The sequence below is a fragment of the Labrys sp. Lb11 genome (assembly GCF_057554225.1).
On record NZ_BAAJOT010000004.1, the window covers coordinates 796,663 to 812,707 of the forward strand.

14 protein-coding genes are annotated in these 16,045 nt (G+C 70.7%); 9 read left to right on the forward strand and 5 right to left on the reverse strand.

Annotation, left to right across the window (positions count from 1 at the left end; genetic code table 11):
• Positions 1 to 11 precede the first annotated feature (11 nt).
• From AC27L4_RS18270 to AC27L4_RS18300, 7 genes are all read left to right on the forward strand, one after another.
• Complete coding sequence (locus tag AC27L4_RS18270) at positions 12 to 1,481, forward strand: aldehyde dehydrogenase (protein ID WP_487143833.1); 1,470 nt, start codon at positions 12 to 14, stop codon at positions 1,479 to 1,481.
• Positions 1,482 to 1,491: 10 nt separating this feature from the next.
• The gene (locus tag AC27L4_RS18275) at positions 1,492 to 1,806 is read left to right on the forward strand and encodes an NIPSNAP family protein (protein WP_487143687.1); all 315 of its coding nucleotides are present in this window, start codon (positions 1,492 to 1,494) and stop codon (positions 1,804 to 1,806) included.
• A gap of 58 nt (positions 1,807 to 1,864) precedes the next feature.
• On the forward strand, positions 1,865 to 2,890 hold the full coding sequence (locus tag AC27L4_RS18280) for an ABC transporter substrate-binding protein (RefSeq protein ID WP_487143689.1): 1,026 nt from the start codon (positions 1,865 to 1,867) through the stop codon (positions 2,888 to 2,890).
• A gap of 70 nt (positions 2,891 to 2,960) precedes the next feature.
• A complete protein-coding gene (locus tag AC27L4_RS18285) occupies positions 2,961 to 3,833 on the forward strand; it encodes an ABC transporter permease (protein WP_487143691.1) in 873 nt (290 codons plus the stop codon).
• Between the two features lie 4 nt (positions 3,834 to 3,837).
• Entirely contained in the window at positions 3,838 to 4,638 is an 801-nt protein-coding gene (locus AC27L4_RS18290) for an ABC transporter permease (RefSeq protein ID WP_487143693.1), read from the forward strand.
• On the forward strand, positions 4,635 to 5,723 hold the full coding sequence (locus AC27L4_RS18295; protein WP_487143695.1) for an ABC transporter ATP-binding protein: 1,089 nt from the start codon (positions 4,635 to 4,637) through the stop codon (positions 5,721 to 5,723). The genes AC27L4_RS18290 and AC27L4_RS18295 overlap by 4 nt, the downstream gene beginning before the upstream one ends.
• 76 nt (positions 5,724 to 5,799) lie before the next feature.
• Positions 5,800 to 6,477 carry an HAD family hydrolase gene (locus AC27L4_RS18300; protein WP_487143697.1) on the forward strand — a complete coding sequence of 226 codons (678 nt, stop codon included), beginning with the start codon at positions 5,800 to 5,802 and terminating at the stop codon, positions 6,475 to 6,477.
• An 88-nt stretch (positions 6,478 to 6,565) separates the two neighbouring features.
• Here AC27L4_RS18300 and AC27L4_RS18305 read toward each other — a convergent pair whose 3' ends face one another.
• The 5 genes from AC27L4_RS18305 to glgA form a co-directional block, all read right to left on the reverse strand.
• Complete coding sequence (locus AC27L4_RS18305; RefSeq protein WP_487143698.1) at positions 6,566 to 7,006, reverse strand: hypothetical protein; 441 nt, start codon at positions 7,004 to 7,006, stop codon at positions 6,566 to 6,568.
• A 217-nt stretch (positions 7,007 to 7,223) separates the two neighbouring features.
• On the reverse strand, positions 7,224 to 9,743 hold the full coding sequence (gene treY / locus AC27L4_RS18310; protein ID WP_487143699.1) for a malto-oligosyltrehalose synthase: 2,520 nt from the start codon (positions 9,741 to 9,743) through the stop codon (positions 7,224 to 7,226).
• Complete coding sequence (gene treZ / locus AC27L4_RS18315; RefSeq protein WP_487143700.1) at positions 9,740 to 11,503, reverse strand: malto-oligosyltrehalose trehalohydrolase; 1,764 nt, start codon at positions 11,501 to 11,503, stop codon at positions 9,740 to 9,742. Before treZ ends, treY begins: the two co-directional genes overlap by 4 nt.
• On the reverse strand, positions 11,500 to 13,563 hold the full coding sequence (gene glgX, locus AC27L4_RS18320; protein ID WP_487143701.1) for a glycogen debranching protein GlgX: 2,064 nt from the start codon (positions 13,561 to 13,563) through the stop codon (positions 11,500 to 11,502). Before glgX ends, treZ begins: the two co-directional genes overlap by 4 nt.
• Positions 13,560 to 15,065 (reverse strand): glycogen synthase GlgA, encoded by a 1,506-nt coding sequence (gene glgA, locus AC27L4_RS18325; protein WP_487143703.1) that lies wholly within the window; start codon positions 15,063 to 15,065, stop codon positions 13,560 to 13,562. The genes glgX and glgA overlap by 4 nt, the downstream gene beginning before the upstream one ends.
• Positions 15,066 to 15,250: 185 nt before the next feature.
• Here glgA and AC27L4_RS18330 point away from each other — a divergent pair, with 185 nt between their 5' ends.
• Both AC27L4_RS18330 and AC27L4_RS18335 read left to right on the forward strand, forming a co-directional pair.
• Positions 15,251 to 15,613: a DUF2934 domain-containing protein gene (locus AC27L4_RS18330; protein WP_487143705.1), complete on the forward strand. Its 363-nt coding sequence runs from the start codon at positions 15,251 to 15,253 to the stop codon at positions 15,611 to 15,613.
• Positions 15,595 to 16,035, forward strand: a complete 441-nt coding sequence (locus AC27L4_RS18335) for a response regulator (protein WP_487143707.1) — start codon at positions 15,595 to 15,597, stop codon at positions 16,033 to 16,035. Before AC27L4_RS18330 ends, AC27L4_RS18335 begins: the two co-directional genes overlap by 19 nt.
• Positions 16,036 to 16,045 lie beyond the last annotated feature (10 nt).

The following is a 16,045-nucleotide window of genomic DNA, read 5'->3' on the forward strand; positions in this document are numbered from 1 at the left end:
GAGCCATGACCCTGCCGCGCTTCCAGCTCTACATCGACGGCGCCTTCGTCGACGGCGCCGAGAGCTTCGAGAGCCTCGACCCGGCCACCGGCAGGGCCTGGGCGGTGATGCCGGCCGCCGGCGAGGCGGATGTCGACCGCGCCGTCGCGGCGGCCGACCGCGCCTTCCGCGACCCGGCCTGGGCCGGCCTCACCGCCACGGCGCGCGGCAAGCTGCTGCATCGCCTCGGCGACCTCGTCGCCGAGCATGCCGGGCGGCTGGCCGAGCTGGAGACGCGCGACACCGGCAAGATCATCCGCGAGACGCGGGCGCAGATCGGCTACGTCGCCGAGTACTACCGCTATTTCGGCGGCCTCGCCGACAAGGTCGAAGGCGCGCATCTGCCGATCGACAAGCCGGACATGGAGGTATTCCTGCGGCGCGAGCCGATCGGCGTCGTCGCCGCCATCGTGCCATGGAACTCGCAGCTCTTCCTCTCGGCCGTGAAGCTCGGGCCGGCGCTGGCCGCCGGCTGCACCGTGGTGCTGAAGGCGTCCGAGGACGGACCGGCGCCGCTGCTCGAGTTCGCCCGGCTGGTGCACGAGGCCGGCTTCCCGGCCGGCGTCGTCAACGTCGTCACCGGCTTCGGCGAGCCGGCCGGACGGGTCCTGACCAGCCACCCGCTGGTCTCGCGCGTCGCCTTCACCGGCGGGCCGGCCACGGCGCGCCACGTCGTGCGCAACACGGCCGAGAACCTGGCCCACACCACGCTCGAGCTCGGCGGCAAGTCGCCGGTGCTGGTCTTCGCCGACGCCGATCTCGACAGCGTCGCCAACGCCATCGTCGCCGGCATCTTCGCCGCCACCGGCCAGAGCTGCGTCGCCGGCTCGCGCCTCTATGTCGAGCGGCCGGCGCATGACCGGCTGGTCGCCATCCTCGAGGCCAAGGCCGCGGCCATCCGCATCGGCGACCCGCAGGATCCGGCGACCGAGATGGGGCCGCTGGCGACGCGCCGCCAGCGCGAGCACATCGAGGCCGTGCTGGCCCGCAGCGTCGCGGCGGGGGCGCGGATCGTCTGCGGCGGCGGCCGGCCCGCCGGCCGGCCGGAGGGCTGGTTCTTCGAGCCGACCATCGTCGCGGCCGCGGACAACGGGGTCGCCTGCGTCGCCGAGGAACTGTTCGGCCCGGTGCTGAGCATCGTCCCGTTCGACGACGAGGAGGATGCCGTGGCCAAGGCCAACGACACCCGCTTCGGCCTGGCCTCCGGCATCTTCACCGCCAGCCTGACCCGGGCCCACCGGCTGATCCGGCGGCTGCGGGCCGGCATCGTCTGGGTCAACACCTACCGGGCGGTCTCGCCGATCGTGCCGTTCGGCGGCTACGGCCGGTCGGGCCTCGGCCGCGAGGGCGGGGCGGAGTCGATCCTCGACTACACCCGCACCAAGTCGGTCTGGATCCGCACCTCCGACGACCCCATCCCCGATCCCTTCGTGATGCGCTGAGGGCGGGGCCATGATCTACGAGATGCGCACCTATCGGCTGAGGACCGGCACGGTTCCGGCCTATCTCAAGCTGGTCGGAGACGAGGGCATCGCCATCCAGAGAGGCCATCTCGGCCAGCTCGTCGGCTATTTCTTCTCCGAGATCGGCCCGCTCAACCAGATCGTCCATGTCTGGGCCTTCGCCGATCTGAACGACCGCGAGGAGCGTCGCGCCGCCCTCGCCGCCGATCCGTGCTGGCAGTCGTTCCTGCCGAAGATCCAGGCCCTGATCGAGACGATGGACAGCAAGATCCTGAAGCCGGCGGCCTTCTCGCCCCTGGCCTGACGAGCCGGCCGTCCATGCAGCAGGCGTCGACGACGCAAGAGACCAAAGGGGAAATGGCATGAAGGCATTCAAGACATTCACAGCCGGTGTCGCCGCGCTGTCCATCGGCCTGTTCGCGAGCGGCTTCGCCCGGGCCGAGAGCATGGTGTTCACCAGCTGGGGCGGCACCACCCAGGATGCGCAGAAGCAGGCCTGGGCCGAGCCCTTCACCGCCGAGACCGGCATCGCCGTCAAGCAGGACGGCCCGACCGACTACGGCAAGCTCAAGGCCATGGTCGAGAGCGGCAACGTCGACTGGGACGTGGTCGACGTCGAGGGCGACTTCGCCGTGGCCGCCGCGAAGGCGGGCCTCTTGGAGCCGCTGGACTTCTCGGTGATCAAGAAGGACGACCTCGATCCGCGCTTCGTCTCGGACCACGCGGTCGGCAGCTTCTATTATTCCTTCGTGCTCGGCTTCAACAAGGATGCGCTCGGCGGCAAGGAGCCCAAGGGCTGGGCCGACCTGTTCGACACCCAGGCCTTCCCGGGCAAGCGCACCTTCTACAAGTGGTCGGCCCCCGGCGTGCTGGAGATCGCGCTGCTCGCCGACGGCGTGGCGCCGGACAAGCTCTATCCGCTCGACCTCGACCGCGCCTTCAAGAAGCTCGACACCATCAAGTCCGACATCGTCTGGTGGGGCGGCGGCGCCCAGTCGCAGCAACTCCTGGCTTCCGGCGAGGCGCCGATCGGCATGTTCTGGAACGGCCGCGTCCACGCCATCCAGGCGGACAACCCGAATGTCGGCCTGTCATGGGAGCAGAACCTGACCGCGGCCGACATGCTGGTGGTGCCGAAGGGCGCCAGGAACAAGGCGGCGGCCATGAAGTTCCTGGCCCTGGCGTCGAGCGCCAAGGCCCAGGCCGAGATGGCGGCGCAGACCAATTATGCGCCGACCAACCTGAAGTCGAAGGCGCTGATGGATCCGGTGCTGGCCAAGGCCCTGCCGGACGAGTTCAAGGCGAGCCAGATCAACCTCGACATGGCCTACTGGGCCGAGCACCGCGACGAGATCGGCAAGCGCTGGTACGACTGGCAGGCGAAATAGGCCCGCCCGAGGATCGCCGGGACGGGCGCGCGCGCCGGCCCGTCCCATCGCAGACGCGGAGGACGATGTCATGACCATCGCTCAGGCCGGCGGCCGGGCCGGGCCCATGCCGAGGCGCCGCGGGCTGGCGGGGTTCGGCCCCACCACGCCGGCCCTTGCCCTGGTGCTGCTGTTCTTCGTGCTGCCGGTGCTGGCGCTGCTGCTGCGCAGCGTGCTCGAGCCCGAGCCCGGCCTGCAGAACTATGCCGAGGTGTTCGGCTCGACCACCTATCTCAAGGTCTTCACCAACACCTTCCTGGTCGCCGGCCTGGTGACGGTGGTGACGCTGGTCCTGGCCTTCCCCGTCGCCTGGCTGCTGGCCATCGCGCCGCCGCGCTGGTCGGCCGTGCTGTTCGGCATCATCATCCTGTCGATGTGGACCAACCTCCTGGCCCGCACCTATGCCTGGATGGTGCTGCTGCAGCGCACCGGCGTCATCAACCGCACGCTGATGCAGATCGGCCTGATCTCCGAGCCCCTGCCGCTGGTGAACAACCTGGTCGGCGTCACCATCGGCATGACCTACATCATGCTGCCCTTCATGGTCCTGCCGCTGCACGCCACCATCCGCAGCATCGATCCGGCCGTCTGCCAGGCGGCCTCGCTGTGCGGCGCGAGCCGCCTGCAGGTGTTCGTCAGGGTGTTCCTGCCGCTGGTCGCCTCGGGCATCGCCGCCGGGGTGCTGATGGTGTTCGTGATGTCGCTCGGCTACTTCGTCACGCCGGCGCTGCTCGGCGGCACCTCGAACATGATGCTGGCCGAGCTGATCGCGCAGCTGGTGCAGTCGCTGCTCAACTGGGGCCTGGCCGGCGCCGCCGCCGTCATCCTCCTGGTGGTGACGCTGTCGATCTACGCCGTGCAGATCCGCTATTTCGGCTTCGGCTCCAGCCCGGCGGCGAGGTGAGGCCATGCTGCTCGACTTCTCCCGCCTCGGCTGGCTGCGCCACGCCCTCGTCGCCGTCGGCGTCCTGGTCGGCCTGTTCCTGCTGCTGCCGATCGTCCTGATCGTGGCGCTGTCCTTCGGCTCCTCGCAATGGCTGCAGTTCCCGCCGCCGGCTTGGACGCTGAAATGGTATCGGCAGCTCTTCGCCGATCCCGACTGGCTCACCGCCTTCCTCACCAGCCTGGAGATCGCCGTCACCGTGATGGCGCTCTCGACGCTGATCGGGCTGATGGCCTCCTTCGGCCTGGCGCGCGGCCGCTTTCCCGGTCGCGAGGTCCTCCGGGCGCTGTTCCTGACGCCGATGGTGCTGCCGGTGGTGGTGCTGGCGGTGGCGCTCTACGCCCTGTTCCTGCGCCTCCATCTCAACGGCACCTTCATCGGCTTCGTCATCGCCCATCTGGTGGTGGCGCTGCCCTTCGCCATCATCTCGATCTCCAACGCGCTGGAACGCTTCGACCCGGCCATCGAGGATGCGGCGGTGCTGTGCGGCGCGAGCCCCCTGGAGGCCAGGCTGCGCGTCACGCTGCCCGCCATCCGGCTCGGCCTGTTCGGAGCGGCGATCTTCTCCTTCCTCGCCTCCTGGGACGAGGTGGTCATCGCCATCTTCATGGCCAGCCCCGACCTGCAGACCCTGCCCGTCCGCATCTTCTCGACGCTGCGCCAGGACCTGTCGCCGGTGATCGCCGCCGTCTCCTCGCTGCTCGTCGGCTTCACCGCCCTCCTGATGCTGCTCGCCGCCATGCTGCGCAAGGACAAGCCCCGATGACGACACCCTTCCTCTCCATCCGGGGCATTGCCAAGAGCTATGGCTCCGTCACCGCCGTGGCCGACGTCTCGCTCGACATCGCCCGGGGCGAGTTCGTCACCTTCCTCGGCCCCTCCGGGTCGGGCAAGAGCACCACGCTCTACATCATCGCCGGCTTCCAGGAGCCCTCGGTCGGTGACGTGCTGCTGCAGGGAACGTCGCTCCTCGCCGTGCCGTCGAACAAGCGCAACATCGGCATGGTGTTCCAGCGCTACACCCTGTTCCCGCATCTGAGCGTCGCCGGCAACGTCGCCTTTCCCCTGAGCGTGCGCCGCCGGCCGAAGGCGGAGATCGACGCCAAGGTCGCGGCCATGCTCAAGCTCGTCCGGCTCGACCGCTACGCCGACCGCATGCCGGCCCAGCTCTCCGGCGGCCAGCAGCAGCGCGTCGCCCTGGCCCGGGCGCTCGCCTACGATCCGCCGCTGCTGCTGATGGACGAGCCGCTCTCCGCGCTCGACAAGAAGCTGCGCGAGGAGATCCAGTTCGAGATCAAGCGCATCCACAACGAGACCGGCGTCACCATCCTCTATGTCACCCACGACCAGGAGGAGGCGCTGCGCCTGTCCGACCGCGTCGCCCTGTTCAATCACGGCCGGATCGAGCAGATCGGCTCGGGCCGCGACCTCTACGAGACGCCGGCCACCCATTTCGTCGCCGGCTTCATCGGCAACTCGAACTTCCTGCCGGGCAAGGTCACCCGGGTGGCGGGCGACCGGATCGAGGCTGCCCTTCCGGACGGGACGCTGCTGCACGACCTGCCGGCCCGCGGCTTCGGCGCCGGCGACGGCGTCTCGATCATGGTGCGGCCGGACCGGCTGACCATGGCCCGCTCCGGCGACGCTGCGGACCGCGCCGGCGTGCCGGCGACCATCGTCGACACCACCTTCCTCGGCGACGTCGTCCATGTCCTGACCCGCACGGCCTGGGGCGCGGAGGTTTCGGTGCGATCGCCTTGCGAGACCTACGCCGGCGACCTGCCGCGGGCGGGCGAGGCCGTGCGGCTGACCTGGCCGGCGCCGGCGTCACGGCTCTACGCGCGCGCCTGAGGACGGGGCGCATGGGCGAAATGGACGGCGGCGGTCGCCGCCGCTACCATCGTCGCCCATCCACGAAAGCGCCGCCATGCCCCTCAGCCGCACCGCCTTCCTGTTCGATCTCGACGGCACGCTGGTCGACAGCGTGTACCAGCACGTGCTCGCCTGGCACGAGGCCCTGCAGGGCGAGGGGATCAGCCTGCCGGTCTGGCAGATCCACCGCAAGATCGGCATGAGCGGCGGCCTGTTCACCAACATGCTGCTGCGCGAGATCGGCGTCGAGATCACCGCCGACCGCCTCGACCGCATGCGCGCCCTGCACACCGAGGCCTTCCGCCGTCACGGCCGCTCCGTGCGGCCTCTGCCGGGGGCGGTGGACCTGCTGCGCTTCCTCACCGATCGGCAGGTGCCCTGGGCCATCGCCACCAGCGGCCGGATGGAGACGGCCGGTCCCTCGATCGCCGGGCTCGGCGTCGATCCGGCCGAGGTGCCGGTGGTGACGCGCGACCAGGTGCAATACGCCAAGCCGGATCCGGACCTCTTCCTCGCCGCCGCCGAACGGCTCGGCCATCCGATCGAGGATGCCCTGGTCGTCGGCGACTCCATCTGGGATGTCCTCGCCGCGCGCCGCGCCAAGGCTCTCGCCATCGGCCTGCTCACCGGCGGCTACGGCCGCGACGAGCTCGAACGCTCCGGCGCCTTCCGCGTCTTCGACAGCCCGGCCGACCTGCTCAACCACATCGACGAGGTCGGCGTGCGGCGCTGAGCGGCTGCCTCGCCGCGGGTTGGCGGCCGTTAAAAGAAGGCGCGCGGAGCCCCTCCCCCACCGGGCGAGGGGCTCCGCTCTTCTCGGCTTACGCGCCCTCGCCGTCCTTCTTGCCGTCGTCGGCCGAAGCCTCGGCGGCGGCCGGTGCCGGCTCGGCGGTGCGGGCGGTCTGGAAGGTGCGGATCGGATGCAGGGCCGGGCGTTCGTTGCCGGCGCGCGGCACCAGCGCCATCACGTCGCGGCGGATGCTGCCGATCAGTTCCTGGATGGAGGGAGCTTCCGGCTCCTGGCGCTGCTCCTCGCTCAGGGCATCGACCTTGGCGCAGAGTTCGACGGCATTGCGGGCGGGAAGACGGGCCATGGACTGGCTGATCGAGCGCAACTCGCCGACCAGCTCGTCACGCAGCGACTTGTGCTCGTCGGTGTCGATGATCGGCGAGGCCAGCATGCCGCGCAGGGCGGCGCGGCGCAGCCCGAGAGCCGAGATGGTGTTGGGGGATTCCGCATCGCGCTGAGCGGTGCTTGCCATGGGTGTCTCCGGTGTTGTTGTCGGATTCGGATCGTGCCCGGTGCACGCCCAATGTGGCGAAAGCACGATGATTCCATGACTGTCCAGCCTGTCGTGGCCGCGACCAGCCGTATTCCCCTCGAGCGTTTTGCGAGTTGACGGAATCGCATCAAGTCGCAAAGACGCGTCGAAACAAGGAGTTGGAGCAAAGGACGTTTCGGCCGAAGCACGCCTTGCTCTAAGGCTTGCTCTTCTCGTCGCGCAGCGCGACCACGAAGGGCCGGCCGCTGTCGATCGCAATGCCGTCCTCGTCGATCGCGAGCGGCCGGTCGTCGAGGACGTCCCGCCAGCCGGTCGTCGCCAGTCCCTGCAGCGCCAGCCGGCCGGGCAGGGGCGCGGCGGCGCGGGTGGGGACCGCCACCAGGAGCCCGGCGTCGGCGCGGCGCTCGAAGGCGACCCAGCGGCCGGCGTCGTCCGGCGCCGGCAGCGGCCGGTAGTCGCCGCGCTCAAACAGATCCGGCCGGGCTTTCCGCAACCGGAGCAGGCGACGCATGACATGAAGCTTGCTGGCGCCGGTTTCGTCCGCGGCAGGTGGAGGCGGAGGGGATGCGATCGCTGCCCGCCGCGCTTCCCAGTCGACAGGCTGGCGATTGTCGGGGTCGACCAGGGTCAGATCCCACAGCTCGGTGCCGCGGTAGATGTCGGGAATGCCGGGCACGGTCAGTTGCAGGATGGTCTGGGCGATCGAGGCGAGCCGTGCTGCCGGCTGCAACCCGGCGACATAGTCGGCGAGGTCGATCCGGAACTCGGCCGCCGCCGGCGCGTCGACCAGGGCGGAGGCGAAGGCGCAGGCCGCGTCCTCATAGGCCCAGTTCGGCGCCTCCCAGCGGGTGTGGCGCTTGGCCTCGCGCATCGCCTTGGTGAGATAGGCGGCGAGCCGCTTGCCGCTCATCGGCCAGGCACCGGCCAGGGTCTGCCAGATCAGCCATTCGTCCAGCGCGTCCGGCGCCATGGTCTCGCCGTGCCGGCGCCGGAACAGCTGCGTCATCGCCGACCATTGCGCCGCGCGGGCGACGAAGCCGTCCGGGTCGTGCGAGATCAGGTTGATGCGGGCGCGGGTGTCGGCGCCGCGCTTGGTGTCGTGGGTGGCGAGCGGCACCAGGTCGCGCCGGCCGAGCGCCGCGAGGTTGCGCCGATGGAACGCCTCGATCGACCGCGACGGCGCGGCGAGGTCGCCGCCGACCTCGTTGGCCGAGGCGAGCGCCAGGCTGCGATAGAACTCGGTGTCCTCCAGCCCCTTGGCCATGGCCGGTCCGCTGAGCTGCTGCAGGCGCAGGACGAAGGCGTGGGCCTCCCCGGATCGGATCCGCGCCACCAGGGCTTCGGCGGCGGCCCGGACCTCCTCGGTCTCGTGCTCGGCGATCCGCGCCAGCGTGCTGCGCCAGAGCGCTTCGTCCTCGGGCGCATGGCCGCGCTCGCCGGCATAGCTGCGATAGGCCGGGCAATGGACGGCAAGGGCGATGATCGCCGCGCGCAGCACGCCGGGAGCAGGCGGCGCGAGCGGGCCGGCCGCCTGAACCAGCCGCTCGAGCTCGCTGCCGAAGCTCTCGGTCAACACCTGGCGCTTGGCGGCGATCAGGCGCTCGCGCGGCGAGCCCCGGACCAGGCCATGGCGCAGGAGCCGGGCGTCCAGCCGTTCGTAGCCGGCGGCGTCGACGAACAGCCCGTTGATGTCGTTGAGCCGGTCATAACCCGTGGTGCCGTCGACCGGCCATCGCCGCAGCGCCTCCTCACCTTCCAGGATCTTTTCCACCACCAGCAGCGCGTCCGGGCCCACCGCCTCGCGCAGGCGCCGGCAATAGGCCTCGGGGTCGGCGAGGCCGTCGACATGGTCGACGCGCAGCCCGTCCACGCTGCCGTCGGCGACCAGCGCCAGCGGCAGGCGGTGGACGTGATCGAAAACCGCGGGATCCTCGACCCGGACGCCGACGAGGTCGTCGATGGTGAAGAAGCGCCGGTGCGTGAGCGCCTTCGCCCCCGTCCGCCAGGGAACCAGGCGCCAGTGCTGCCGGTCGAGCAGGGCCGTCGAGGCGGCTTCGAGCGCCGCCTCCATGGGGGCCTCGGCGGCGTTCGCGCCGACTTCCAGGGCCGCTTCGAGCATCACGGCGTCCGGCCGCTCCGCCAGGGCGCGCCAGGCCCGCGCCGCTTCGGGCAGGACGCCGGCCCGCTCCAGCACGGCGGCGGCGCTGTCCGGCCGCAGCGGAAAGGCCTGGTCGTGGTGGCGCGCGACGATCCAGCCGGCAGGATCGAGGCCGAGCCGGATCTCGCCCGCCTCGATCGCCTCCGCCGGCGGCCGGCCGAGCACGGGCAGGACGAGGCGGCCCCGGCCCCAGTCGATGTCGAACATCGCCGCGGCCGGCGCGGCCTCGCCGAGGCACAATGTCTGCATCCAGGCGCCATTGTGCCGGTCGGCCGCCATGTGGTTGGGCACGATGTCGAGGATCAGGCCGAGACCTGCCGCATGCGCGGCCTCGACCAGGCGCCGGAACCCGGCCTCGCCACCCAGCTCGGGGCTGATCGCCGTCGGGTCGACCATGTCGTAGCCGTGGCTGGAGCCGGGGCGTGCCGCGAAGATCGGCGAGGCGTAGAGGTGGCTGACCCCGAGCTCCGCCAGGTAGGGCAGCAGTGCCCGGGCCTGCTCGAAGCCGAAATCGCGGTTGAACTGCAGGCGGTACGTGGCGGTGATCGGACGTGTCATGGCGTGTGCTCCGACCAGACGGCGGCGGACCAGGGGCCGAGTCGCAGCATTGCGCCCTCGCGTGTCGTCTCGCCCGTCGCCGCATCGGGCGGGCGGTCCGGCGCCTCGATCGTCGCCGCCGCGTCGGCCGGGTTCAGCGCCAGGGTCAGCACCCCGGCGGCGAAGCGCCAGGTGACGCGCAGCGCCGTGCCGCGCCGCTCGGACGAGGTTCCGGCGAAGGCACCGGCGGCGAGCGGCCAGACCAGCCGGCGCCGCAGCAGCGCCAGCCGGCGAAAGGCGGCGAGCGCCCTCTCGTGCGCCGGCTCGACAAGGCGCTGCCAGGGCAGCTTGGCGCTGCGGAAGGTCTCCTCCGCCAGTGGATCGGGCAAGGCTTCGGCCGTGCCGTCATGGGCCGCGAAGAAGGCGGCGAACTCCCGCTGTCGGCCGCGCCGGACGTCCTCGGCGAGATTGCCGGCGAAATCGCAGAAATAGGGGAAGGGCGTGTCGAAGCCGGCCTCCTCGCCCATGAACACCATGGGCGTCTGCGGCGCCAGCATCTGCACGAAGCGCAGCAGCGCCTGCCGTTCGGCCGGGACCGCGGCGGCCGGCCGGTCGCCGAGCGGCCGGTTGCCGATCTGGTCGTGGTTCTCGATGAAGCTGACGAAGGCCTGCGGCGGCAGGTGCGCCGAGGGCTCGCCGCGCGGCTTGCCGCGATGCGCGCTGGCCTCGCCCTGGTAGACGAAGCCTTCGGCCAGGGCGCGCCGCGTCGCCGCGATCGGGTCGCTCACATAGTCGGCGAAGTAACCCGAGGCCTCGCCCGTCGCCAGCACCCGGCCGGCATGATGGGCGTCGTCGTTCCATTGCGCGGTGAAGCGGCGCGGCTCGCCGTCCGGGCGGCGCTCGAGCCAGCGCGCCAGGTTGTCGTCGTTCTCCAGCACCAGCCAGGCATCCGGCTTGACCGCGCGGGCGGTCGCCGCCAGTTCGTCGAGGAAGAGGTCGGCGCCCATGGTCCGGAAGGCATGCACGGCGTCGAAGCGCAGCCCGTCGGCATCGTACTCCTCCAGCCACATCCGCACGTTCTCGCAGAAGAAGGCGCGGACCTGCGGGTTGTCGAGGGCGATCGCCGGTCCCCACGGCGTCGTCTCCGCCGGAGCGAAGAAATCGGACGCATAGTGGTGCAGGAAGTTCCCGCACGGCCCGAAGTGATTGTAGACGACGTCGACGAGCACGCCCATGCCGCGCTCATGCGCCGCGTCGACCAGGGCGCGCAGCTCCGCCGGGCGGCCATAGCTGGCGTCGGGCGCGAAGGGCAGCACGCCGTCATAGCCCCAGTTGCGTCCGCCCATGAACTCGGCGACCGGCATCAGCTCGACGGCGGTGAAGCCGGCCGCGCAGAAATGGTCGAGCCGCGCCGCCAGGCCGGCGAAGGAGCCCTCCGGCGACACCGTGCCGACATGCACCTCACAGACGATCGCCTCGTGCCAGGGGCGGATGGCCCGGTGCAGCCGTGGCGGCGGCTGCGGCGCCACGACCAGGCTCCAGCCGTCCGCGTCGCACTCCTGGGCGCGGGCGGCCGGATCCGGGACGTCGAGGCCGTCGACCCGGAACATGTAGCGGTCGCCGGGCCGCATGCCCGCGACGAAGGCCTCGAAGACGTCCTCCCTGCGCGTCATCGGCAGGGGCGGCGCGTCCGGCCGCAGCAGCGCCACGGCCGCGGCGTCGGGCGCCCGGAGGCGGAGGACGGCGCCGTCTTCCGTCAGCAGCGGGCCGAACCGGGTCAAGGCTTGCTGTCCCAGACCAGGAGCGAGCGCGCCGCCAGGGACTGGCGCGAGCCCGGCGCGGCGCTCGCCCCCTCGCGGCTGCCGGCGGTGTCCACGACGCAGATCCAGCTCTCCGTCCGCGGGGACGGCACCCTGAACTCGACTTCGAGATGCGAGGCGTTGAACATCACCATCACCGCCGGCTCGTTCGGCAGGACGGGAGAGAGCAGCACGGTCAGGCATTTGACGTGCGGCGCGTTCCATTCCTCCTGCGTCATGCGCCGCCCGTCGGCGGCGTACCAGATCACGTCGGGCTGGCCGCGGGCGTTGCGGGCCCCCGTCAGGAACTCCGGCCGCGACAGGGCGCTGCGGCTGCGGCGCAGGGCAATCAGCCTGGACACGAAGGTGACCAGCTCGGGGTCCTGCCGGTGCCAGTCGATCCAGCTGATCTCGTTGTCCTGGCAATAGGCGTTGTTGTTGCCGCCCTGGGAATTGCCGAGCTCGTCGCCGCCCAGCAGCATCGGCACGCCCTGGGACAGGAGCAGCGTCGCCAGGAGGTTGCGCTTCTGCTGCTTGCGCAGCGCCATGACGGCGGGATCGTCGGTCTCGCCCTCGACGCCGCAGTTCCAGCTGCGGTTGTCGTCATGGCCGTCGCGATTGTCCTCGCCGTTCGCCTCGTTGTGCTTCTCGTTGTAGGAGACGAGGTCGTCCAGCGTGAAGCCGTCATGGGCGGTGATGAAGTTGACGCTCGACCAGGGGCGGCGCCGCCCCTCGCCGAACAGGTCGCTGGAGGCGGCGAAGCGCGTGGCGAAGGCGCCGAGCTTGCCTTCCTCGCCCACCCAGAAGTCGCGCACCACGTCGCGATAGTCGCCGTTCCATTCCGAGAAGCCCGGCGGGAAGGCGCCGAGCTGGTAGCCGCCCGGGCCGACGTCCCAGGGCTCGGCGATCAGCTTGGAGCGGCCCAGCACCGGATCCTGCAGGATGGCGTTGAAGAAGGCATGGGCCGGGTCGAAGCCGCCGGCGCGCCGGCCGAGCGTGGTGGCGAGGTCGAAGCGGAAGCCGTCGATGCCGTACACCGTCGTCCACATCCGCAGGCTGTCCAGCACCATCTGCAGCACGCGCGGATGGTCCATGTTCACCGCGTTGCCGCAGCCGGTGAGGTTGTCGTAGTAGCGCCGGTCGTCCGGCATCAGCCGATAGTAGGAGGCGTTGTCGATGCCGCGCCACGACAGCGTCGGCCCGAGATGGTTGCCCTCGCAGGTGTGGTTGTAGACCACGTCCAGGATCACCTCGATGCCGGCCTGGTGCAGCCGGTCGACGGCGATGGCGATGTCCTCGACCCCGGCGCCGTCGAGATAGCGTGCCTCCGGCGCGAAGAAGCACAGGGTGTTGTAGCCCCAGTAGTTCGCCAGGCCCCGCTCGACGAGGTGCCGGTCCTGCGCGAAGGCGTGCACCGGCAGGAACTCGATCGCCGTGATGCCGACCCGCACGAGATAGGCGATCATTGCCGACGTCGAGAGCGCGGCGAAGGTGCCGCGCACGTCCTCGCCGAGCAGCGGGTGGCGCATGGTGAGGCCGCGGGCATGGGCCTCGTAGATCACCGTCTTCGGCCAGGAGGTGCGCGGATGGCGCGTCGCCACCAGCGGCATGGCCGGATGGATGCGGGCCTTGGGCATGAAGGGAGCGCTGTCGCGCGGGTCCCGCACCAGGTCGGCGTCCTCGCCCGCGCCGATGGTGTAGCCGTAGAGCGCGTCGTCCCAGACAAGGGTTCCCACCAGCTCTCGGGCATAGGGATCGAGCAGCAGCTTGTTCTCGTTGAAGCGATGGCCTTCCCGCGGCAGCCACGGCCCGGACACGCGGTAGCCATAGATCTGGCCGCGCCCGACCCCCGGCAGGTGGCAGTGCCAGATGCCGTTGGTGCATTCGCGGATCGGGATCCGCTCGATCTCCTGCTGGCCCCTGGCGTCGAACAGGCACAGGGTCACGCCCTCCGCATTGTCGGAGAAGAGCGCGAAGTTCACCCCGGTATCGTCCGGCGTGGCGCCGAGCGGATAGGGGGCACCCGCATCCACGCGCCTCATGACTTGTCCATGCACGAGGCGGCGCGCAGGTCGCCGACGGCCGCCCCGGCCCGGCCGTTGCCGGCCTCGGCCAGCCGCAGCAGCGGCCTGCCGGTCAGGCGGGCATAGAGCCGGGCATAGTCGCCGGCCGCGACGTCCCAGCCGAAGGTGCCCCGCATGGCGGCGGCGCGCATGCGCGCCAAGGCCGGTGGATCGGCGTAGGTCGCGAAGGCCCGCTCGATCGCCGTGAAGAAGCTCTCGATCGAGAAGTCGGGGAAGAGGAAGCCGGTCTCGCCGTCATCGACCGTATCGACCAGCCCGCCCGTGGCATGGGCCAGCGGCAGGGAGCCGTAGCGCTGCGCGTGCATCTGCGACAGGCCGCAGGGCTCGAAGCGCGAGGGCATGAGGTAGAAGTCGCTCGCCGCCACGATGCGATGGGCCATCGGCTCGTTGAAGCCGTTGAGCATGGCGACATGGCCGCGCTGGGCGCGGACGGCCTCGCGCAGCCCGTCCTCGGTCGCGGCGTCGCCGATGCCGAGGATGGCGATCTGGCCGCCGCGCTCGACGATGCCGGCGGCGGCCTGCGCCACGAGATCCATGCCCTTCTGGTGCACCAGCCGCGACACCACGCCGAACAGCGGCCCCTCCGCCGGCTCGAGGCAGAGGCTGGTGCGGATGCGTTGTTTCATCACCGCCTTGCCGGCGGTGTCGCCCGCGTCGAACGGCTCGGCGATGTGCGGGTCGCATCGCGGGTTCCAGTCCTCGCCGACGCCGTTGAGGATGCCGGTGAGGCGCCCGTCCCGCGCCCGGACGGCCAGCAGGCCGTCGAGGCCGGCGCCGTTCTGCGGCTCGGTGATCTCGCGGGCATAGGTCGGGCTGACGGTGGTGACGTGGCTGGCATAGTGCAGCCCCGCCTTCATGAAGGAGATCTGATCGTAGAATTCGACGCCCTCGATGGCGAAGGCCTCGTCGGGAATGTCCAGCGCCTGGCGGCGTTCGGCCGGGAACAGGCCCTGATAGGCGAGGTTGTGCACGGTCATGATCGAGGGGACGGGCGTGGCGTCCCAGGCGAGGTAGGCGGGCGCAAGGCCGCTCGGCCAGTCGTTGGCGTGCACCAGATCGGGCTGCCAGGCCAGGCTCGCCCTGCCTCCGGCGATCTGCGCCGCCGCCAGCGCCAGGCGGGCGAAGCGCAGGTCGTTGTCCGGCCAGTCCCGCCCGTCGGCGGCGGCATAGGCATTGCCCTCGCGCTGGAAGAGCGAGGGGTCGAGCACGACATAGATGGGCAGGCCGTCGGGCGTCTTGGCCTCGCCGAGCAGGCACGGGCCGATGCCGGCCCGCCGCGGCAGGCTGCCGAGCAGGGTCAGGCTGTCGAGCGCGTCGATGACCGCCTGAAATCCGGGCAGCAGCACCCGCACGTCCAGACCCTGGCGCCGCAGGGCCCGCGGCAGGGCGGCGGAGACGTCCGCCAAACCCCCGGCCTTGGCGAAATCGGCAAATTCACTGGTGACAAAAAGGATTTTCATGGGGAACGGGTCTCCACGCTCAGATAGGGCACAGAATGCGGAAAGTTCTGTTTCAATGCCGCGACGGCGAATATGTTCCCGGCCGGGGAACAATCGGGGGGGCTTCGGCATTATGATGCCACCGGAGTCTGAATGATCGCGGAGGCGAGACTCGATTTTACTGAAACTGAAAGGGGGGGATTATGATGGATGATCGCGAGGAGCGAATCCGCAAGAAGGCCCGGGAGCTTTGGGTGCTCGACGGCATGCCCGAAGGCCGGGAAGCAGAACACTGGTACAAGGCCGCGGATATCGTCAGGACGGAGGATTTCGAGGCGGTGCTGATCAATCCCAATCCCGCCGCCGAGGCGCACGCGCATATCGACATCGTCAATCCCGATCCGGCCGCCCATCCGATCGAGGTCGAGGTGCCGCCGCCGCCCAAGCCGCAGCCGCAGGTTCGGCTGGGCGCGAAGGCGGTGCGCGATCCGCTGCTGCCGCCGCTCCCTGCTTCCGGTCTCGGCGACGTCAAGCTGCAGGGAGAAGCGACATGGAACGGCACGCATTGACGGGGCTCGAAGGCGGCGCGGGCGTGACCCCGGCCGCCCTGGCCGGGGGGCTCCCGCGGCGGCCCGCGGTCCTGCTGGTCGAGGACGATGCCGATGTCCGGCTGGCGACGGCCGAGACGTTGCGGGATGCCGGCTTCGACGTGACCGAGGCCGTCGACGCCGAGGATGCGATCCGCATCCTGTGCGCGTGCCAGGACTATGAGGTGCTGGTCACCGACGTCCACATGCCCGGCCGGACCAACGGCTATTTCCTGGCGCGCCACGTCCGCGAGCGCTGGCCCCATCTCGAGATCCTGATGGTCTCGGGCTACGCCGTGCCGTCGCGGCGGGATCTCGACGTGGATTGCGACATGCTGTGCAAGCCCTATGGCAGCATCGAGCTCGTCGGGCACGTCAGCGCGCTGGCCCGCCGCGCGTCCTGAGCGAGGCGCG